This is a genomic window from Marimonas lutisalis (genome assembly GCF_005434965.1).
GTDB classification, from domain to species: Bacteria; Pseudomonadota; Alphaproteobacteria; order Rhodobacterales; family Rhodobacteraceae; genus Marimonas_A; species Marimonas_A lutisalis.
Map to the genome: position 1 here is coordinate 473,189 of NZ_SKCI01000001.1, position 21,051 is coordinate 494,239.

16 protein-coding genes are annotated in these 21,051 nt (G+C 64.4%); 10 read left to right on the forward strand and 6 right to left on the reverse strand.

Annotated features, from left to right (window positions below):
* Positions 1-60: 60 nt before the first annotated feature.
* The 4 genes from rodA to mreC are packed head-to-tail and all read right to left on the reverse strand — an operon-like array spanning position 61 to position 4,590.
* The gene (rodA, locus tag E0501_RS02325) at positions 61-1,200 is read right to left on the reverse strand and encodes a rod shape-determining protein RodA (RefSeq protein WP_137699734.1); all 1,140 of its coding nucleotides are present in this window, start codon (positions 1,198-1,200) and stop codon (positions 61-63) included.
* A complete protein-coding gene (gene mrdA, locus E0501_RS02330) occupies positions 1,197-3,140 on the reverse strand; it encodes a penicillin-binding protein 2 (protein ID WP_137699735.1) in 1,944 nt (647 codons plus the stop codon). Before mrdA ends, rodA begins: the two co-directional genes overlap by 4 nt.
* A 9-nt stretch (positions 3,141-3,149) precedes the next feature.
* Positions 3,150-3,689, reverse strand: coding sequence for a rod shape-determining protein MreD (locus E0501_RS02335; protein WP_137699736.1), 540 nt, complete (start codon positions 3,687-3,689; stop codon positions 3,150-3,152).
* Positions 3,682-4,590 (reverse strand): rod shape-determining protein MreC, encoded by a 909-nt coding sequence (gene mreC, locus E0501_RS02340; protein WP_137699737.1) that lies wholly within the window; start codon positions 4,588-4,590, stop codon positions 3,682-3,684. The genes E0501_RS02335 and mreC overlap by 8 nt, the downstream gene beginning before the upstream one ends.
* A 278-nt stretch (positions 4,591-4,868) precedes the next feature.
* Here mreC and E0501_RS02345 point away from each other — a divergent pair, with 278 nt between their 5' ends.
* From E0501_RS02345 to E0501_RS02375, 7 genes are all read left to right on the forward strand, one after another.
* Positions 4,869-6,323 (forward strand): M81 family metallopeptidase, encoded by a 1,455-nt coding sequence (locus E0501_RS02345; protein WP_137699738.1) that lies wholly within the window; start codon positions 4,869-4,871, stop codon positions 6,321-6,323.
* 174 nt (positions 6,324-6,497) lie between these two features.
* Positions 6,498-8,093, forward strand: a complete 1,596-nt coding sequence (locus E0501_RS02350) for an ABC transporter substrate-binding protein (protein WP_137699739.1) — start codon at positions 6,498-6,500, stop codon at positions 8,091-8,093.
* 78 nt (positions 8,094-8,171) lie between these two features.
* Positions 8,172-9,113, forward strand: a complete 942-nt coding sequence (locus E0501_RS02355) for an ABC transporter permease (RefSeq protein ID WP_137699740.1) — start codon at positions 8,172-8,174, stop codon at positions 9,111-9,113.
* On the forward strand, positions 9,113-10,012 hold the full coding sequence (locus E0501_RS02360) for an ABC transporter permease (RefSeq protein ID WP_137699741.1): 900 nt from the start codon (positions 9,113-9,115) through the stop codon (positions 10,010-10,012). The genes E0501_RS02355 and E0501_RS02360 overlap by 1 nt, the downstream gene beginning before the upstream one ends.
* A gap of 13 nt (positions 10,013-10,025) precedes the next feature.
* Positions 10,026-11,648, forward strand: a complete 1,623-nt coding sequence (locus E0501_RS02365) for an ABC transporter ATP-binding protein (RefSeq protein ID WP_137699742.1) — start codon at positions 10,026-10,028, stop codon at positions 11,646-11,648.
* A gap of 32 nt (positions 11,649-11,680) precedes the next feature.
* On the forward strand, positions 11,681-12,850 hold the full coding sequence (locus E0501_RS02370) for a M20 aminoacylase family protein (RefSeq protein ID WP_137699743.1): 1,170 nt from the start codon (positions 11,681-11,683) through the stop codon (positions 12,848-12,850).
* A 4-nt stretch (positions 12,851-12,854) separates the two neighbouring features.
* Complete coding sequence (locus E0501_RS02375; RefSeq protein WP_137699744.1) at positions 12,855-13,985, forward strand: M20/M25/M40 family metallo-hydrolase; 1,131 nt, start codon at positions 12,855-12,857, stop codon at positions 13,983-13,985.
* A 12-nt stretch (positions 13,986-13,997) separates the two neighbouring features.
* Here the strand turns inward: E0501_RS02375 and E0501_RS02380 are convergent, their stop codons facing one another.
* Positions 13,998-15,044, reverse strand: a complete 1,047-nt coding sequence (locus E0501_RS02380; RefSeq protein ID WP_137699745.1) for a rod shape-determining protein — start codon at positions 15,042-15,044, stop codon at positions 13,998-14,000.
* Positions 15,045-15,376: 332 nt separating this feature from the next.
* Positions 15,377-16,945, reverse strand: coding sequence for a 2-isopropylmalate synthase (locus E0501_RS02385; RefSeq protein WP_137699746.1), 1,569 nt, complete (start codon positions 16,943-16,945; stop codon positions 15,377-15,379).
* 250 nt (positions 16,946-17,195) lie between these two features.
* Here E0501_RS02385 and E0501_RS02390 point away from each other — a divergent pair, with 250 nt between their 5' ends.
* The 3 genes from E0501_RS02390 to E0501_RS02400 all read left to right on the forward strand — a co-directional run bounded on the left by E0501_RS02390 (position 17,196) and on the right by E0501_RS02400 (position 20,837).
* Positions 17,196-17,858: an SDR family NAD(P)-dependent oxidoreductase gene (locus E0501_RS02390; RefSeq protein ID WP_137699747.1), complete on the forward strand. Its 663-nt coding sequence runs from the start codon at positions 17,196-17,198 to the stop codon at positions 17,856-17,858.
* On the forward strand, positions 17,852-19,375 hold the full coding sequence (locus E0501_RS02395; protein WP_137699748.1) for a cryptochrome/photolyase family protein: 1,524 nt from the start codon (positions 17,852-17,854) through the stop codon (positions 19,373-19,375). The genes E0501_RS02390 and E0501_RS02395 overlap by 7 nt, the downstream gene beginning before the upstream one ends.
* A gap of 184 nt (positions 19,376-19,559) precedes the next feature.
* Positions 19,560-20,837 carry an NAD(P)/FAD-dependent oxidoreductase gene (locus tag E0501_RS02400; protein ID WP_137699749.1) on the forward strand — a complete coding sequence of 426 codons (1,278 nt, stop codon included), beginning with the start codon at positions 19,560-19,562 and terminating at the stop codon, positions 20,835-20,837.
* Positions 20,838-21,051 lie beyond the last annotated feature (214 nt).

Genomic DNA, 21,051 nt, shown 5'->3' on the forward strand with positions numbered 1-21,051 from the left:
TCGCGTCGTTTGCGCGGCAAGGTGACAAGCGCGGAGAAGGGATGCAAGCAGATGGCCGGCTCAGCGCGGTTTGTGCACATGCGCGGATTGCACGAGGCCAAAGGCCGCCATCAGCACGATCATCGCCGAGCCGCCGTAGCTGACCAGCGGCAGCGGCACGCCCACCACGGGGATGAGCCCCATGACCATCGACATGTTGACCGCGAAGAACAGGAAGAAGGTGGTCGCGATACCGAGCGTCAGCAGCGCCGCGAAGCGGTTGGGGTTCGACAGCGCGGTCATCACGCAGAAGACGATGATGAGCGCGTAAAGCCCCAGAAGCGAGATCGCCCCGATGAAGCCAAATTCCTCGGCCAGGGTGGTGAAGATGAAATCGGTATGCTTCTCGGGCAGGAAGTTCAGCCGTGACTGCGTGCCCTGCATGAAGCCGCGCCCCGTCCAGCCGCCCGAGCCGAGCGCGATTTTCGACTGGGTGATGTGATAGCCCGCGCCCAGCGGTTCGGCCGAGGGATCGAGGAAGGTGTCGATCCGGCGATACTGGTAATCGTTGAGCAATTGCCAGTCGGTGCCGCGCGACTGGAACACCGCCGTGACCAGCCCCGCGCCGGCGGCGATGACGGCGGCGAAATAGAGCCAGTGCACGCCGGCGATGAACATCACCGCACCGCCGCCCAGAACCAGCAGGATCGAGGTGCCGAGGTCGGGCTGCTCCAGCACGAGCGCGGTGGGCACGAGGATGATGCCCAACGGGAGGAGCACCCAGAGCGGGTGGGAGACTTTGGACACGGGCAGCCAGTCGTAATAGGCGGCCAGCAGCATCACCAGGGTGATCTTCATCAGTTCGGAGGGTTGCAGGCGCATGAAGCCGAGGTTGATCCAGCGCTGCGCGCCCATGCCCACATCGCCGATCAGCGCCACCAGCACGAGAAGCCCGAGTGAGCCGAGATAGGCCAGAAGCGCCACGTTGCGCCAGAAATAGATCGGCACCATCGCGAGGCCTACCATCAGCGCAAAGCCGAGGGCAAAGCGTTTCATCTGCGGTTCGGCCCAGGGGCTGTAGGAGCCGCCGGCGACCGAGTAGAGCATCAGGAAGCCGATCGCCGCCACGGCAGAGAGCAGGAGCGCGATGGGCCAGTTGAGGTAGAACACCTTGCGCGGGCCCGTCGGCACGTATTTGACGGTTTGTTCAAGATAGCTCATGCGCGGGTCGGCCTGTCGTCGTCCTGGGGCGGGCGCATCTGGCGCAGGCGTTCCTGCTGGGCGCGGATGCGGCCGTGATCCTTGGCCGGGTAGGCCGAAAGCGGCGGGTCTTCGCCATAGAGCGCCTGGAGGGTGATGTCGCGGGCGATCGGCGCGGCCGCGGTCGAGCCGCCGCCGCCATGTTCGACCACCACCGCCACGGCGATGCGCGGATTGTCATAGGGGGCGAAGTTGACGAAGAGCGCGTGATCGCGCCGGTTCCAGGGCAGGTCCTCGTTGCGGGTCACGCCGGCGCGGCGCTCGGCCTCGGTGATGCGGCGGACCTGGGAAGTGCCGGTCTTGCCGGCCATGCGGTTTTCCTCGGCCATGATGCGCGAGGAATAGGCGGTGCCCCGGCGCGAGTTCGAGACCGCGAACATCGCCTTGCGGACGGCGCGCAGGTGGTTTTCCTTGATGCCCAGCGGTTCGCCATGGCCGGTGGGTTGCTCCACGCCGTCGATGGATTTCAACAGGCGCGGTGTGACCGAGCGCCCGGTCGCGAGCCGTGCCGACATCACCGCCAGTTGCAGCGGCGAGGCCAGCACGAAGCCCTGGCCGATCGAGGCGTTGACGCTGTCGCCGATCACCCAGTCCGCGCCCTTGGATTCGCGTTTCCACTCGCGGGTGGGCACAAGCCCCGAAAGCACGCCTGACATCGGGATGTCGTAGCGTTCGCCAAGGCCCAGACGGTGGGCCATTTCCGAAATCCGTTCGATGCCGGCCTTCAGCGCCAGTTCATAGAAATAGACGTCGCAGCTTTCGCGCAGGCCGGTGTGCAGGTCCATGTTGCCGTGGCCCGCGCGTTTCCAGCAGTGGAAGCGGTGATCGGACACTTCGAGAAATCCGCGGCAGCGGAAGGTGTCTTCGAGGGTGACTTCGCCAGCTTCCAGCGCGGCCAGCGCGGTGACCATCTTGAAGGTGGAGCCGGGCGGATAGACGCCCTGCACCGATTTCGCCACCAGCGGGCGGTGATCGTTTTCGATGAGCGCCTTGTAGTCGCTGGAGGAGATGCCGTTGACGAAGAGGTTGGGATCGAAGGCGGGCGCCGAGGCGACGGCGAGGATATCGCCGGTTTCGGTGTCCATCACCACGGCGGCGGCGCTTTCTTCGCCCAGCCGCGCCTGGCAGTAGTTCTGCAGCATGTGGTCGATGGTCAGCTGCAGGTCGGCGCCGGGCTGGCCTTCGCGGCGGTCCAGTTCGCGCATGACGCGCCCGGCAGCGTTGACTTCGACCCGTTTGACGCCGGCCTTGCCGCGCAGCAGGTCTTCGCGGCGGGCCTCGACCCCGGTCTTGCCGATCTGGAAGCGGGGGAGCAGGAGAAGCTGGTCGGGGTCTTCGATTTTCGACAGGTCGTAGTCGGAGACAGGCCCGACATAGCCCACCACATGGGTGAAGTCCTGCCCCAGCGGGTAGGTGCGGGTCAGGCCCACCTCGGGGGTGACGCCGGGCAGGGCGGGGGCGTTGACGGCGACGCGGCTGAGCTCGTCCCAGGTGACGCGGTCGGCCACGGTGACGGGCGTGTCGCCGCGGCGTTTCTCCAATTCTTCGAGGGCTGTGGCGATTTCCTCGGGCTCGAGGTCGACCAGGGTGGAGAGCCGGGCGAGCACCGCTTTCACGTCGCCCGCATCCTCGCGCTTCATGATGATGCGGTAAGAGGGCACGTTGCGGGCGATGATCCGCCCCGTGCGGTCGAAGATTTCGCCGCGGGCGGGGGGGATGAGCTCGATATTGATGCGGTTTTCCTCGGCGAGGAAGCGGTACTGGTCGGCCTCTTCGACCTGCAGGAAGCGCATGCGCATGGCGATGCCGCCCATCACGCCCAGCTGCAACCCGCCCAGGACCAGGCCGCGCCGGGTGATCCGGCGCTGGCTGAGGGCGGTTTCACGGGGGCTGCGGCGCATCGGAGTCTCCTATTGGCGCTGGCCGAGGGCGTTGACCTCGCCCAGCTGGGCCTTGCGCAGGCCAAAGCCGAAGCGGGTGAGCACGACGGCCAGCGGATAGACGAGGATGGTGGCGAAAAGGCGCATCAAGAGCAAGCCGAGCGAGGGATCCTGGACCAGGAAAACGGCGAGCAGAAGCCTGTAACCCAGCATGACGGAGGCCATGGCGATGGCCACGGTCAGCCATTCGACGGTGAAGGGCATATCGCGCAGGCGCGGCGCGCGGGCGCGCAGGTTTTCGAAGGCGATCAGCGCGAGCGCCGCCCAGAGCCCGGGCGGACGGCCGAGCATAAGGTCGGCGAGAAAGAGCAGCACGGCGATGAGTGGCAGGGGCACGTATTCGGGACGGCGCAGCACCCAGGCAAAGCCGAAGGCCATCACCAGATCGGGACCCGCCCAGCGGCGCGGCGTGGTTTCGAGCGGCAGGAGGCTGAAGAAGATCACCGCAAGCGTCAGCGCGGTGAAGAGCGCGCGCATCAGCCACAGGCGGGTGATCGACAGCTCACTCATCGGATGCCCCGTTGGTGGCCTCGGCTGTGTTCTGCGGCAGCGGGTCGGGCAGGATCAGGTCGCCGGGGTCGACGATGCGTTCCTGGCCGTGGTGGCGCAGCACACGAAGGAATTCGAGCCGTTCGTAATCGGCCGCGAGGCGCACGCGCATCCGCCCGCCCGGGTCGATCGCGACCTCGCCCACCAAGAGCCCGGCGGGAAAGACCTGGCCGTCGCCCGATGTGACGACCCGGTCGCCGGGGCGCACCACGTCGAGGTTTTCAAGGAATTCGAGCGCCGGCGCCATCGTGTTGTCGCCGACCAGCAGCCCGCGCTGGCCCGAGGCCTGTACGGTGACGGGAATACGCGAGCTGGCGTCGGTGAGCAGGACGACGCGGCTGGTTTCGCGGCCGACGCCGGAGATGCGCCCGACGAGGCCTAGCCCGTCCATCGCGGCCCATCCATCGAGGATGCCGTCGCGCGTGCCGATATTGAGCACCACCGACTGGCGGAAGGGCGAGCCTGAATCGGCCATCACCACGCCGGTGATGAAGGTCAGGCGCGGATCGAGCCGGACCTTGTTGAGATCGAGTAGCTTGGCGTTTTCCTGGGAAAGCTGCACAGCGGCCTCTTTCCATTTCTTCATTTTCTGAAGTTCGCGCTTGAGCTCTTGGTTCTGTTCGTAAAGCGCCTGGTAGCTTTGAAAATCGCGGATCAGGTTCACCGTGGCGGTGACCGGAACCATGGCCCATTCGAAGCTGGGCAGGACGCGGTCGATCACCTGGGCGCGGAAGCGCTCGACGCGCGGGGAATCGATGCGCCAGACCAGGAACACCGCGAGAAAGAGCACGACGAGAATGCCGGTCAGCAACCGCTTGAGCGGGCCGGTGTAGTCTTCGGAATTCGAGCGGTCGCGTGCCATGCGCGCGTCTATAGCATGGGGTTGCGGCGGGGTTGAGGGGGAATCGGTTCACGACTGCGTTGCGGCAGTTGGACGACTGAACTCCGTGGGCGGAAAGCCGCCTTTCGTTACGATACGGCCGGATGACGGATGGCGGGCAGGGCGCATGTTGTAGCCATCCGGTACGGCGGTTCGATCCGCGCAAACCAGATTGAGGCTTCCCACGCGCGCCGCCGGGTGTAGTGTTGCCGTGAATAGACGTGCCAGGCATCAATCACGATCCGACGGGGAGAATGACCATGAAAGTCTTCATTGCGGGGCTTGCGACCGAGACCAATTCCTTTTCACCGATCCCGACCGGGCGGCTTGCCTTTGAAGACTCGTTCGTGAGCCGCAACGCGACGGCGGAGCCGGCCAACCTGTTTTCGGCGCCGTTGCACGAATGGCGCGCCATGGCCGAGGCGCGGGGATGGCAGGTGGTGGAGAGCTTGGCCGCCTTTGCCCAGCCCGCCGGGCCGACCATCCGCGAGACCTATGAGAGTTATCGCGACGAGATTCTGCGCGACCTGGCCGCGGCGCAGCCCGATATCGTGCTGTTGTCGATGCATGGCGCGATGATTGCCGAAGGGTATGACGATTGCGAAGGCGACATGCTGATGCGGGCGCGCGAGGTTGCGGGCAAGGATGCCGTGATCGGTCTGGAGATCGACCCGCATAACCACCTGACGCAGGAAATGCTGGACGCCGCCGACCTGATCGTGTCCTACAAGGAATATCCGCATGTCGACAGCCCCGACCGTGCGCGTGAGCTGTTTTCGATGGCGGCCGACACGGCGGAGGGCAAGGTCAGGCCGGTGATGCGCGATTTCGATTGCCGGATGATTGCGATGTTTCACACCACCCGCGCACCGATGCGCGGTTTCGTTGATGACATGCAGGCCCGCGAGGGGCGGGACGGCGTTTTGTCGCTGTCGCTGACGCACGGGTTTCCTTGGGGCGATTGCGCGCGGGTGGGCGCGCGGATGCTGGCGATTGTCGATGGCGATGCCGGCAAGGCCGAGGCCGTGGCCCGGGAGTTTGGCGAAAGGCTCTGGGGCCTGCGCGAACAGATCCGGGTTGACTGGCCGTCGATCGGCGGGGCGCTGGACCGGGCGGAAGCGGCGAACGCGAACCCGGTCGTGCTGGCGGATTTTGCCGACAATGCCGGTGGCGGGGCGCCGGCGGATTCGACCTTTGTGCTGCAGGAGGTGCTGAACCGCGGCCTGCGCGACGTGGCGCTGGGCATTTTCTGGGACCCGGTGGTGGTGCGCATGTGCCAGGATGCCGGCGTGGGCGCGACGATGCGCGTGCGGCTGGGCGGCAAGATCGGCGCGATGTCGGGCGATCCCGTTGACCTGACCGTGACCGTGCGTGGGGTGCGCGAGAACATGCACCAGATGATGGGCGAAAGCCGGATGCCGATGGGCACGGGCGTGTGGCTGGAGGCCGATGGCGTGCACCTGGTTCTGAGCGACAAGCGGACACAGGCCTTTCACCCCGTTGGCTTCACCGACCTGGGGCTTGACCTGTCGCAGATGAAGATGGTCGTGGTGAAATCATCGCAGCATTTCCACGCGGGCTTTGCGCCGATCGCCTCGGAAGTCATCTATATCTCGGGGCCCGGCGCGATTACCCCCGACTATGCCAAAATTCCCTACACCAAGCGCGACGGCAATTTCTGGCCAAAGGTTGAAAACCCGTTCGCAAATGCCTGATTTCTGGTCATTCCGTGGATGCCCAGCAATCGAGCAAACCTGCGCAAAAGCCGATCATGGCGGCATTTGACGGAACGTTCCGGAGCATCGAAAGATTTGACTCTACGTCAACTCGCCCGTTTACTTAATTCAGCGCATGCAAAAAATGCGCCTGACGACAACAGGGAGTTGAAAATGTTTGATACCGCAAGACGCGGCCTTCTGAAGGGTGCCGTGGCCGCGATGGTGATGAGCCTGGGCCTGACGGTCGCAGGGTCGGCCGCGCAGGCCGAAACCACCCTCAAGGTCGTTCCGCATTCGGACCTGAAGATCCTCGATCCGATCTGGACCACCGCCTATATCTCGCGCAACCACGGCTACATGATCTATGACACGCTGTTTTCGCTGGACGAGGCCGGGAATATCCAGCCGCAGATGGTCGACACAGTGACGACATCGGATGATGGCCTGACGATCACCATGACGCTGCGCGATGGGCTGAGCTGGCATGACGGCGCGCCGGTGACGGCGGCGGATTGTGTCGCCTCGATCAAGCGCTGGGGCTCGAAGGACGCGATGGGCCAGAAGATGATGAGCTTCGTCGATTCGCTGGAAGCGACCGACGACAAGACCATCACCTTCAAGCTGAACTCGCAGACCGGCCTGGTGACGCTGGCGCTCGCGAAGCCCAGCTCGAACGTGCCGTTCATGATGCCCGAGCGCGTTGCGAACACGCCGGCCTCGGAGCAGATTTCGGAATTCATCGGGTCCGGCCCGTTCGTTTTCAAGAACGATGAATGGGAACCCGGCACACGGATCGTGTACGAGAAATTCGCGGACTACGTGCCGCGTTCGGAGCCTGCATCGGGTCTTGCCGGTGGCAAGATTGCCAAGGTCGACCGTGTCGAGTGGCTTCCGATCCGTGACCAGCAGCAGGCGGTGAACGCGCTGAAGGCGGGCGAGTTGGACTACATCGAAGGCTTGCCGCATGACCTGCTGCCGCTGGTCGAGAGCGACGAGAACATCAAGATCGTCGACTTCAACCCGGCGGGTAACCAGTTCACTTTCCGCTACAACGTGCTGCATCCGCCGTTCGACAATCCGAAGATGCGCCAGGCGCTGCTTTATGCCTTCAACCAGGAAGATTTCCTGCAGGCGCAGATCGGCAACCCGGACTATTACAAGCTGTGCAAGGCGATGTTCGGCTGCGGCATGCCGTTCGAAACCACGGCCCATATGGACGGGCTGCTGGAATCGAACTTCGACAAGGCGCGCGAGCTGATCAAGGAAGCCGGTTATGACGGTACGCCGATCGTTCTGATGCACTCGACCGACCTGGCAGTGCTGACGAACCTGGCGCCGGTCGCCAAGGACCTGATGGAGGCCGTGGGCCTGAATGTCGACATGCAGTCGATGGACTGGCAGACGCTGGTGGCACGCCGCGCCAAGAAAGACGCGCCGGCCGATGGCGGCTGGAACGCCTTCATCACCTCGTGGACGGCGGGTGACCTCTTCAACCCGGTGGCCATGGCCTTCCTGAACTCGGGCTGCGACAAGGCTCTGTTTGGCTGGCCGTGCGACGAGAAGATCGAAGGTATGCGCGATGCCTTCGCCCGGGCGACCACGAAGGAAGAGCAGCTGAAGATCGTCGAGGATATCCAGGGGGCCTGGTTCGAATACCCGACCCATATCCACCTGGGCCAGTGGAACGGCCCGACGGCGACGCGTTCGAACATCGACGGCGTGCTGCCGACGGGTGCGGCGGTGTTCTGGAACATCGCCAAGAACTGAGCGAAACCGATCCGGCGCGGCGGCTGAACTGCCGCGCCGGTCCCTTTTTTCCCGCGCCATCAATCCCGTCGGAGTCCCATGCTCAGCTATCTTTTTCGCCGCCTGCTTGCGACCATACCGGTGATGCTGCTGGTCGCGGTATTCGTTTTCATGCTGCTGCGCCTCACGCCGGGCGACCCCGCGGCAATCATTGCCGGGGACTATGCCAGCGATGCGCAGATCGCCGAGATTCGCGGCAAGCTCGGCCTCGACAAGCCGCTGGCCGTCCAGTTCATGGTCTGGATCGGCAATATGTTCCAGGGCGATTTCGGCGAGAGCTTCTTCTACAAGAAACAGGTGGGTGAACTGATCGCGGCGCGGCTGGAACCAACGCTGTCGTTGTCGCTTCTGACCATTTTTCTGACCGTTTGCATCGCCGTGCCGATGGGAACGCTGGCCGCCTATCGCCAGGGGAGCTGGCTTGACCGCGGGATCATGGGCTTTTCGGTGCTCGGCTTTTCGCTGCCGGTTTTCGTGATCGGCTACATGCTGATCTATCTTTTCTCGATCGAGCTGGGCTGGCTGCCGGTGCAGGGCTATCAGCGCATCGGCGATGGATTGTGGGGATGGCTCTCGCGGTTGATCCTGCCATCGCTGGCGCTGTCGGTGGTTTTCGTGGCGTTCATCGCCAGGATGACCCGGACCAGCGTGCTGGAAGTGCTGGGCGAGGACTATATTCGCACCGCCCGCGCCAAGGGGCAGACCGAGACCCGGGTGCTGATGCGACATGCGCTGCGCAATGCCGCCGTGCCCATCGTCACGGTGATCGGCCTTTCCTTCGCGATCCTGATCGGCGGGGTGGTGGTGACCGAATCCGTCTTCAACCTTCCGGGTCTCGGCCTGCTGACGGTCGAGGCGGTGCTGGCGCGCGATTTCCCGACGATCCAGGCCGTCATCCTGCTTTTCTCTTTCATCTACGTGCTGATCAATCTGGCGATTGACGTCAGCTATACCCTGCTTGACCCGAGGATCCGGTACTGATGTCCACTGCTTCCATCTCTCCGGGCCGCCAGACGCTGTGGCGGATGATGCGAAACCCTTCTGTCATCATCGGCGGTGCGCTGGTTCTGGCGGTCGTTCTGATGGGGCTATTGGCCCCGCTGCTGGGCGCGCGCGATCCGGCCGATATCTCGCCCAAGGACCGCAACAAGGCGCCGGGGTATGAAACCACGGTGCGCGACAGCAGCGGCCAGAAGGTGCCGGTGGTCTACCGCCTGGGCTCTGACACGCTGGGCCGCGATGTCTATAGCCGCATCATCTATGGCGCGCGCATCTCGCTGATCGTGGGGGTCTCTGTTGCCGCCATCTCGATCGTGATCGGCATGGCCATCGGGGTGCTGGCGGGTTACGTGCGCTGGCTGGACGGGATCATCATGCGGGTGATGGACGGGCTCATGGCGATCCCCGCGATCCTGCTGGCCATCGCGGTGGTGTCGCTGTTCAGCGCCGGCCTGACAAGCGTGATCATAGCCATCGTCGTGCCAGAAGTGCCACGGGTGGTGCGCCTCGTGCGCTCGATCGTGCTGTCGATCCGGGAAGAGCCCTATGTCGAGGCGGCGATCACCGCGGGCACCCGCACGCCGGTTCTTCTGGTGCGGCATATCCTGCCCAATACCATTGCGCCGCTGATCGTGCAGGGCACGTTCATCGTGGCCTCGGCCATCATCGTCGAGGCGATCCTGTCCTTCCTGGGTATCGGGATTCCGCCCGAGATTCCGACCTGGGGCAACATCATGGCCGAGGGCCGTTCGGTGTTTCAGCTTTACCCGCACAACATCTTCTATCCGGGGCTGGTGCTGGCGCTGACGGTGCTGGCGGTCAACATGCTGGGCGACGGTCTGCGCGACACGCTGGATCCGCGCTTTGCCAAGCGGCTGTGAGGGGAGCGACGAGATGAGCCAGGAAAACGTCCTCGAGGTGAAGAACCTCACGGTGCGCCTGCCGAAGAGCGCCGACCGCACCAACGCGGTCGAAGATATCAGCTTTACCGTTGCCCCGGGCGAGATCGTCTGCGTGGTGGGCGAAAGCGGGTCGGGCAAGTCGGTAACCGCCTCGGCGGTGATGGGGCTTCTGCCCGAGGCGCTGAAACCCTCATCGGGCGAAACCCTCTTGCAGGGTGAAGACACGCTGAAGGCCAGCAAGACGCGGCTGCGCGACCTGCGCGGCACGCGCATGGCGATGATCTTCCAGGAGCCGATGACCGCGCTGAACCCGGTGACGCGAGTGGGCGAGCAAATCTCGGAGGTGCTGGAGATCCATACCGATCTGTCCGCCTCGGAGCGGCGTGCGCGGGCGATCGAGATCATGGAAGCGGTGCATCTGCCCGACCCGGAAAAGATGATCGACAGTTTCCCGCATCAGCTGTCGGGCGGGCAGCGTCAGCGGATCATGATCGCGATCGCGCTGGTGCTGGATCCGGCGCTTCTGATCGCGGACGAGCCGACAACTGCGCTGGACGTGACCACGCAGGCGCAGATCCTGAAACTGATCAAGGAAATGCAGGAGCGGCGCGGCACCGGTGTTCTGTTCATCACCCACGATTTCGGCGTGGTGGCCGAGATCGCCGACCGTATCGTGGTGATGCAGAACGGCAGGATCGTCGAACACGGCGACCGCGATGACGTGCTGCGCCGACCGAAAGAGCCCTATACCAAGATGCTGATGGCCTCGGTGCCGTCGATGACGCCGCCGGAACGGGTGCCACGCACCGGCGACATGGCGGTCGAGGTGAGCAAGCTCGACAAGATCTATGGCCGCACCGGCTGGTTGTCGAAGGATCGGATCGTGCATGCGGCGGCGGACGTGAACCTGCATGTGCGCAAGGGCGAGACGCTGGGGATCGTGGGCGAGTCGGGCTCGGGCAAGTCGACGGTTGCGCGCTGTATCGCGCGGCTGATCGATCCGACCTCGGGTTCGATCAGCCTGCACGGAATCGAGATCGCGAACCTGCCGCAATCGCAGTTGCGGGCGCATCGCAGGCGGGTGCAGATCGTGTTCCAGGATCCCTACCGATCGCTGAACCCGCGGCGCACCATCGGCCAGTCGCTGATCGAGGCGCCGGTGAATTTCGGCGTCCCGAAGGAGCAGGCGCTGCAGACGGCGCGCGACCTGATGGAGCTGGTCGGGCTGTCGGGAGATGCGCTGGAACGGTATCCGCACCAGTTTTCCGGCGGCCAGCGCCAGCGTATCTGCATTGCCCGCGCGCTGACCGTTGAGCCCGATGTGCTGATCGCGGACGAGGCGGTATCGGCGCTGGACGTGTCCGTTCAGGCGCAGGTGCTGGAACTGCTGGACGATATCCGCGAGCGGTATGACCTGGCGATGTTGTTCATCACCCACGACCTGCGCGTCGCGGCCCAGATCTGCGACCGCCTGATCGTGATGAAAAAGGGCGTGGTCGTCGAACAGGGGCCGACCAAGGAGGTCTATTCGAACCCGCAGCACGAATATACCCGGCTGCTGCTGGAGGCCGCGCCGGGACGCGATGTCACCTTCGGCTCGGACACGGCCGCCTGAGGCCCCGGGCTTACCACGAAAGGAAAATTCCCATGGGAACTCTTCCCGTCATCGAAGAAAGCAAGGACGAGCTGGAAGCGATCTTTAAGGACCTGCACGCGCATCCCGAGATCGGCTTTACCGAAACCCGCACCGCGGCCAAGGTGGCCGAAAAGCTGCGCGCCTATGGCGTGGACGAGGTGCATGAAGGTATCGGCAAGACCGGCGTCGTTGCCCTGATCAAGGGCAAGGGGGGCGGCAACCGCCGCGTCGGGCTGCGCGCGGACATGGACGCGCTGCCGATCAACGAGGAAACCGGGCTCGACTATGCCTCGCAGAATCCCGGGGTGATGCATGCCTGTGGGCATGACGCGCATACCACGATGCTGCTGGGCGCGGCCAAGCACCTGGCGGAGACGCGCGATTTCGACGGCACCGCCGTTCTGATCTTCCAGCCGGCCGAGGAGGGGCTGGGCGGCGCCCGGGGCATGCTGGCCGATGGGCTGTTCGAGAAGTTTCCCTGCGACGAGGTTTACGGCATGCATAACTGGCCCAATGGCCAGCCGCAGAAATTCGGCATCGTCAAGGGCGCGGCGATGGCCGGGTCGAGCTTTTTCGACATTCATATCAAGGGCAAGGGCAGCCACGGCGCCATGCCGCATGAATCGCGCGATCCGCTCATTATCGCCTCGTCGCTGGTGGGCGATATCCAGACCATCGTGTCGCGCAATGTGCCCGCGCTGGATGCCTGCGTGGTGTCGGTGACGCAGATCCATGCGGGATCGGCCTATAACGTGGTGCCGGACACGGCGACGCTGGCCGGCACGATCCGCTATTTCAAGGACGAGGTCTGTGAGCTGGCCGAGAAGCGGATGAAGGAGCTGTGCGACGGGTTCGCGCTGGCCTTCGGGGTCGAGATCGAACTTGAATTGCGCAACGTTTTCAACGTGCTGCAAAACGATGCCGAGCTTTCGGACGCCTATATGGAGGCGGCGGGCGACATCGTGGGCGCCGAGAACGTGATCGAGCGCAAGGAGCCGGTTACCGGGTCCGAGGATTTCGCCGACATGCTGCGCGTGGTGCCCGGTGCCTATTGCACGCTGGGCCATGCCGGAACGGTGGCGGTGCACAACCCGAAATTCGTGATCGACACGGGCATCCTGCCGGTGGGAGCCTCGATCATGGCGCGTGTGCTGGAACGCCGCCTGCCGCTGGCGGGGTAGGCCGATGTCCTATCTCGACCTGCCGTTCGACACAGATGAGATTCTGGCCGGGCTGAAGCCGTGGATCGAATGCGAAAGCCCGACTTTCGACGCGGGTGCCGTCGACCGGATGATGGACCTGGCGGCTTATGATCTGGCCGGGCTGGGCACGGTCGAGCGTATCCCCGGCCGCATGGGCTTTGGCGGGTGCCTGCGCGTGCGCCTGCCGCATCCGAACGCGGGCCAGCCCGGCATCCTGATCGCGGGGCACATGGACACGGTGCACCCCATTGGCACGCTGGAAAAGCTGCCGTTCCGGCGCGAGGGGGATATCTGTTACGGCCCCGGTATCCAGGACATGAAGGGCGGCAATTTCTGCGCGGTCGAGGCGCTGCGCCAACTGGCGCGCGCGGGGATGCAGACGCCGCTGCCCGTTACGGTGCTCTTCACCCCGGACGAAGAGGTGGGCACACCCTCGACCCGCGAGTTGATCGAGGCGGAGGCGGCGCGCAACAAATACGTTTTGGTGCCTGAACCCGCCCGCGACGATGGCGGCGCGGTGATCGGGCGCTATGCGATTGCGCGGTTCAACCTGCGTACGGTGGGAAAGCCCAGCCATGCCGGCGCGCGGCTGGCGGAAGGCAAGTCGGCCATTGCCGCGATGGCGCGCAGGATCCTGGAGATCGAGGCGATGACGGGGCCGGACTGCACCTTCAGCGTCGGCGTGATCCGCGCCGGGCAATGGGTGAATTGCGTCTCGTCCTCCTGCGAGGCCGAGGCGCTGAGCATGGCCAAGAAGCAGGACGACCTGGATGACGGGGTGGCGCGGATGCTGGCGCTGGCGGGGGAGGCCGACGGCGTGGAGTTCCAGGTGACCCGGGGTGTGACCCGCCCGGTCTGGGAGCCCGGCCAGCCCGGCACCATGGCGATGTTCGACCTGGCGCGCGAGATCGCCGGCGAGCTGGGCTTTGACCTGACGGCCGACAGTGCCGGTGGCGGATCGGATGGCAATTTCACTGGGGCGATGGGGATTCCGACGCTGGATTCGATCGGTGTGCGCGGCAAGGGCCTGCATACGCTGACCGAACATATCCAGGTGGAGAGCCTGCCCGAGCGCGCCCGCCTGATTGCCGGGTTGCTGATGCGCCTCAGCTGAGGCCCCGCGAGTTCAGCTGTCGTAGTCGATGGCGTGCTTGAGCTGCTTTTCGTATTCCAGCGCCTTGCCGGTGCCGAGCGCCACGCAGTTGAGGCTTTCGTCGGCGATGGAGACGGCAAGGCCGGTCTGTTCACGCAGCGCGAGATCGAGATCGCCCAGGAGCGCGCCGCCGCCGGTGAGCATCACGCCCCGATCGACGATGTCGGCGGCGAGGTCGGGCGGCGTGGTTTCCAGCGCGGTCATCACCGCTTCGCAGATCTGTTGCACGGGTTCCGAGAGCGCCTCGGCCACCTGGGCCTGGGAAATCTCGGTTTCCTTGGGCACGCCGGTCAGCAGGTCGCGGCCGCGGATCTGCATCGAGGTGCCGCGCCCGTCATCGGGCATGCGCGCGGTGCCGATCGAGGTCTTGATCCGCTCGGCGGTGCTTTCGCCGACGAGCAGGTTCTGCTGGCGGCGCAGGTAGGAGATGATCGCCTCGTCCATGCGGTCACCGCCGACGCGGACGGAGCGGGCATAGACGATATCGCCGAGCGAGAGCACGGCCACCTCGGTGGTGCCGCCGCCGATATCGACGACCATGTTGCCGGTGGGATCGGTGATCGGCATGCCGGCGCCGATGGCTGCGGCGATGGGTTCGGCAATCAGGCCAGCGCGGCGGGCGCCGGCGGCCAGTACCGAGGAGCGGATCGCGCGTTTTTCTACCGGGGTGGCGCCGTGGGGCACGCAGACGATGACCTTGGGCTTGTAGAAAGTGGAGCGCTTGTGGACCTTGCGGATGAAGTGCTTGATCATCTCTTCGGCCACGTCGAAATCGGCGATCACGCCTTCGCGCATCGGGCGGATCGCCTCGATCGAGCCGGGGGTGCGGCCGAGCATCAGTTTCGCATCCTCGCCCACGGCGAGCACCTTCTTGACGCCGTCCTTGACATGGTAGGCGACGACCGACGGTTCCGAAAGGATCACGCCGCGGCCCTTGACGTAGACGAGCGTGTTGGCGGTGCCGAGGTCGATGGCCATGTCGGAGGAAAACAGGCCGGGCATTTTATCGAAGAGCGACATGTGCGGTGGGCACCCCGTGGATCGAATTGAATTTGGCCCGCGACTCGGAACGAGTGACACGGGCGCCTCTATATAGGCGCGTGGCCGGATATGCGAAAGGGGGCAATCCCGGCCGGATCGGCGTGAACCTGCCGCAGGCGGGTGGGGGCGCTGCCCCCACACCCCCGGAGTATTTGCGGCAAGATGAAGCCAGGCGTGTGCGTTGGCCGCGGAGCATGCGCGGTGTCCTGTGCCCGGCGAGCGGGAGCGGAACAGACAGTGCCGCCGCGATGCGCGACCAGCCGCTGGGGCTGGCCGCCCTGCCGGGCGCGATGCGCCGGCGTCAGGAGCGATCAGCTCATGTCGCGGTAGCTGATTTCCTTCTGGTCCTCGCCCAGCTTGCCGCGGCGCACCAGCAGGCGGTTCAGGGCGTGGATATAGGCCTTGGTCGAGGCGACGACGGTATCGGTATCGGCCGACTGGCCGGTGGCGATATTGCCGCCTTCCTCGAGCCGGACAGAAACGGTGGCCTGGGCATCGGTGCCTTCGGTCACGGCGTGAACCTGGTAGAGTTGCAGATGCGCATCCGAGGGGTGCAGATCGCGCACCGCCCTGAAGCTTGCGTCCACCGGGCCGTCGCCCGACATGGTGGCGGTTTTCTCGGCGCCATCGATCTCCATCACAATCCGGGCCTCGGCAGGGCCGCCGGTGCCGCAGGTGACGCGCAGCGACTTGAGCTTGAGCCGGTCGTTTTCGCCGTCTTCGCCCACGCGCATCAGCGCGATGATATCGTCGTCGAAGACCTCTTTCTTGCGGTCGGCGAGATCCTTGAACCGCACGAAGATGTCCTTGAGCTGGTTGTCGCCCACGTCGAAGCCCAGATTGTTGAGCTTGTCGCGCAGGGCGGCGCGGCCGGAATGTTTGCCCAGCGGCAGCGAGGATTCCGAGAGGCCCACATCGGCGGGGCGCATGATCTCGAAATTCTCGGGGTTCTTCAGCATGCCGTCCTGGTGGATGCCGGATTCGTGGGCGAAGGCGTTCTTGCCGACGATGGCCTTGTTGAACTGCACCGGGAAGCCCGAGACGGTTGCCACGCGCCGGGAAATGCCCATGATCTTGGTGGTGTCGACGGCGGTGCTCCAGGGCATGATGTCATGGCGGACCTTGAGCGCCATCACCACCTCTTCGAGCGCGGTGTTGCCGGCGCGTTCGCCGAGGCCGTTGATGGTGCATTCGATCTGGCGCGCGCCACCGGCGACGGCGGCCAGCGCGTTGGCGGTGGCCATGCCAAGATCGTTGTGGCAGTGGGTGGCAAAGACCACCTCGTCGGCGCCGGGCACGGTTTCGATCAGCCGGCGGATCAGGTTGGCCGACTCCTCGGGCGCGGTGTAGCCGACGGTGTCGGGGATGTTGATCGTGGTGGCGCCGGCCTTGATCGCGATCTCGATCACGCGGCAGAGGTAATCCCATTCGGTGCGCGTGGCATCCATCGGCGACCATTGCACATTGTCGCAGAGATTGCGGGCATGGGTGACCGTTTCATGGATCCGGTCGGCCATTTCGTCCTGCGTGAGGTCAGGGATCTGGCGGTGCAGCGGCGAGGTCCCGATGAAGGTGTGAATGCGCGGCCGGGCGCTTTGCTTCACTGCCTCCCAGCAGCGGTCGATATCCTTGAAATTGGCGCGTGCCAGCCCGCAGATCACAGCATCCTTGGAACGCTGGGAAATTTCGGACACGGCGCGAAAATCGCCCTCTGAGGCGATGGGAAAACCGGCCTCGATGATGTCGACGCCCATGTCATCGAGCATCTCGGCGATCTCGAGTTTCTCTTCATGGGTCATGGTGGCGCCGGGGGATTGCTCGCCGTCGCGCAGAGTCGTGTCGAAGATCAAGACGCGGTCTTGGGAAATCGTATCGGTCATGTGGGGTCTCTTTCGTTTTTCCTTAGCCTCTTGGCGCGAATTCCATCCTCTGAGCGCTCGCGCCGATTGGCACGCTCAGAGGCGGCTAAGGAGAAGGAGCAGGGCAGCACGACGGGCACGCGCGCAGCATGCGGAAGGTGCGATATGGCCCCGAGTCATCATGGGCGCGAATATACGGCAAGATTCGCGAAAGAAAAGCGCGGAATTTCATTGTTTTGAACCGGGGCGCGGCGTGGTGCGTAAGAAAGGTATGACAGAACGCGCATTGATACTGGGATCGACAGGCGGGATTGGCCGGGCGATCTGCGCCGCGCTGGAGGCGCGGGGCGTGGATGTGACAGGGTTGAGCCGCGCGGATGGGATGGATTTTGCGCGGCCTGAGAGCGTTGAGACGGCGCTGGCCCGGCTGGAGCCGGGGTTTGACCTGATCTTCGTGGCCAGCGGCATCCTGACGGGCGTGGCCGAACGGCCGGAAAAATCGCTGAAGGAAGTGAGCGCGGAGGAGATGGCGGCGCAGTTCGCGGTCAATGCCATCGGTCCGGCGCTGGTGCTGCGCCATGCCGCGCGGTTGCTGCCACGCGATCGGCGGGCGGTGTTCGCGGCACTGTCGGCGCGGGTGGGCTCGATCGGGGATAACCGGGCCGGGGGCTGGTATTCCTACCGCGCATCCAAGGCGGCGCTGAACCAGGTGCTGCATACCGGGGGGATCGAGCTGGCGCGGACGCACAGCCACGCCGTTTGCGTGGCGCTGCATCCGGGCACGGTGGCGACGCGGTTCACGGCGGATTTTCCGGCGCATGACAAGCACAGCCCCGAGCAGGCGGCCGAGCACCTGCTGGCGGTGATCGACGGGCTGGCGCCCGAAGACACCGGGCAGTTCTTCGACTGGAAGGGCGAGAGGGTGGCCTGGTGAGGCTGATCCTGGTTCTGGGCGATCAGCTGAGCCATGACCTGACGGCGCTGCGCGCGGCGGAGCCGGGCGACGTGGTGGTGATGGCGGAGGTGGCCGACGAGGCGGGTTACGTTCAGCACCATCCCAAGAAGATCGCGCTGGTGTTTTCGGCGATGCGGCATTTCGCCGAGGAGCTGCGCGAGGCGGGGCGTGACCTGCTTTATACCCGGTCGGATGATCCCGGGAATGCCGGATCGATCATGAGCGAGCTGATCCGGCGGGCCGAGGAGACGGGCGCGGGCGAGGTGATTGCCACACGGCCCGGCGAATGGCGGCTGATCGCGGCGCTGGAAGACGGGCCGTTGAAAGTGACACTTTTACCCGACGACCGGTTTGTCTGTTCGCTGGAGGAGTTCGACGCTTGGGCCGAGGGGCGCAAGGAATTACGGATGGAGTGGTTCTATCGCGAGATGCGGCGCAAGACCGGCCTGATGATGGATGGCGACAAGCCTGCGGGCGGCAAATGGAATTATGACCATGACAACCGCAAGCGGGCGGAGCCGGACATGTTCCGCGCCAAGCCGATGCAGTTCACGCCGGACGATATCACGCAAGAGGTACTGGACGTTGTCGAGGCGCGGTTCGGGGACAATTTCGGCGAGCTGCACCCGTTCTGGTTCGGCGTCACGCGCAGGCAGGCGCTGCGCGCGCTGGACCATTTCGTGAAGTATTCCCTTCCGGGGTTCGGGGATGTGCAGGATGCGATGCTGCGCGATGACCGGTTCCTGAACCATTCGCTGTTGTCGATCTATCTCAACCTCGGGCTTCTGGGCCCGCTGGAGGTGTGCGAGCGGGTGGAGAAGGCGTGGCAAGCAGGGGGCGTGCCGATCAATGCGGCGGAAGGATTCATCCGCCAGATCATTGGCTGGCGCGAGTTCGTGCGCGGGGTTTATTTCCGGGAAGGGCCGGACTATGCGCAGCGCAATGCGTTGAATCATCAGCGCAAGCTTCCGGCGCTTTACTGGGGCGGGGAAACAAACATGGCCTGTTTGCGGGCGGCGGTGGACCAGACCCGCGAGGAGGCCTATGCCCACCATATCCAGAGGCTGATGGTGACGGGTAATTTCGCCCTGCTGGCCGGGGTGAACCCAGCGGAGGTGCATGAATGGTACCTGGCCGTCTATGCCGACGCGTTCGAATGGGTCGAGGCGCCCAACACGGTGGGCATGAGCCAGTTTGCCGACGGGGGTGTCGTGGGATCGAAGCCCTATGTGAGTTCGGGAAATTATATCAACAAGATGAGCGATTATTGCGTGGGCTGTTCCCATGACGTGAAAGCGAGGACGGGCCCCAAGGCTTGCCCGTTCAACCCGCTTTACTGGCATTTCCTGAACCGCCATCGCGACCGGTTCGCGAAGAACCCGCGCATGGCCAACATCTATCGCACATGGGAGCGGATGAAAGCGGTCGAGCAGAGCCGGATTCTGAAGGAGGCCGAGGCGATTCTGGACCGGCTTTCGACGGAGGAGGTGGTGTGAGCCACGATCTTTCCTTGACCTGAATCAATGTTGTTGCGCGAGAGCGCAATAATATGTCGCATATTGAAGCGCGCGCGAAACCATTATGCACGACGCTGACCGGCCGGGTCAGAAGGGTGTCCTGTGGCCGCGTACTCATGGCAAGCGGTGGCGGATTGCCGCCGTATTAGAAAGGACAAGACCAATGGCACATGTTGTCGTGCTGGGTGCCGGGCTGGGCGGCACCATTCAGGCCTATGAGCTGAAGGAAACGCTGTCGAACAGCGATCAGCTGACCCTGATTTCGAACAAGCCGTATTTCCAGTTCACGCCGTCGAACCCCTGGGCCGGCGTTGGCTGGCGCGAGAAGAAGGACATCACCGTCGACCTCGCGCCGATCATGAAGCGGCGCGGCATCGACTTCATCTGCGATGGGGCCGTGAAACTGGACCCCGAGGCCAACAAGCTGACGCTGGAGAGCGGCCGCGAGGTGGACTACGACTACCTGGTGATCGCGACGGGGCCGGAACTGGCCTTTGACGAGATCGAGGGGTTCGGGCCCGAGAACCACACCGCCTCGGTCTGCTCGATCGAGCATGCGGAAGTGTCAGGGCAGAACTGGGATGCGTTCTGTGCCGATCCCGGCCCGATCGTGGTGGGCGCGGTGCAGGGTGCGTCGTGCTTTGGCCCGGCCTATGAATACTTGCTGACCATCGACACCGACCTGCGCAAGCGCAAGATCCGTCACAAGGTGCCGATGACATTCGTTACCAGCGAACCCTATATCGGCCACCTGGGCCTGGGCGGTGTGGGCGACACCAAGGGGATGCTGGAATCGATCCTGCGCGACCGCGACATCAAGTGGGTGATCAACGCCAAGACCAACAAGTTCACCGAAGACGCCGTGCATATCACCGAGCATGACGAGAAGGGTGAGGCCATCGGCGACCACGAGATTCCGGCGAAATACAAGATGATGCTGCCCGCGTTCCGCGGCATTCCGGCGCTGATGGGGATCGAGGGTCTGGTCAACCCGCGCGGTTTCGTCATCACCGACGAATACCAGCGCAACCCGAAATACCCCAACATCTTCGGCATCGGCGTCTGCATCGCGATTGCACCCAAGGATCCGACGCCGGTGCCCACCGGCGTGCCGAAGACGGGTTTCATGATCGAGAGCATGGTCACCGCCACCGCGCATAACATCCCGCGGATCCTGTCGGGCGAGGAGCCCAACGAGAAGCCCACGTGGAACGCGCTGTGCCTCGCGGATTTCGGCGATCGTGGCGCGGCCTTCCTGGCGATGCCGCAGATCCCGCCGCGCAACGTGAACTGGGCGAGCGAAGGCAAGTGGGTGCACTGGGCCAAGCTGGCCTTTGAGTGGTATTTCATCCGAAAGGTGAAGCGCGGCGTCAGCGAGCCTTGGTACGAAAAGACCATCATGAAAATGATGAAGATCACCAAGCTGGAAGACGCCAAGTAGGGCTTTGACAAACAAGGAAAGCGGGCGCTTAGAGAGAGGCGCCCGTTTCATTTTCCGGCGTGGTTGGTGCGCTTGGGCCCGGCGTGGCATCGCCACGGAAACGCCGCGCCGACCCGCAGGGTATTTCCACAGGCTCGAAACTTTTTGGCCCTAATTTGGCCAACATCCCCGAACAGACTGTTTCCGATTGAGAAGCAGTTCAGCCGGGGACACA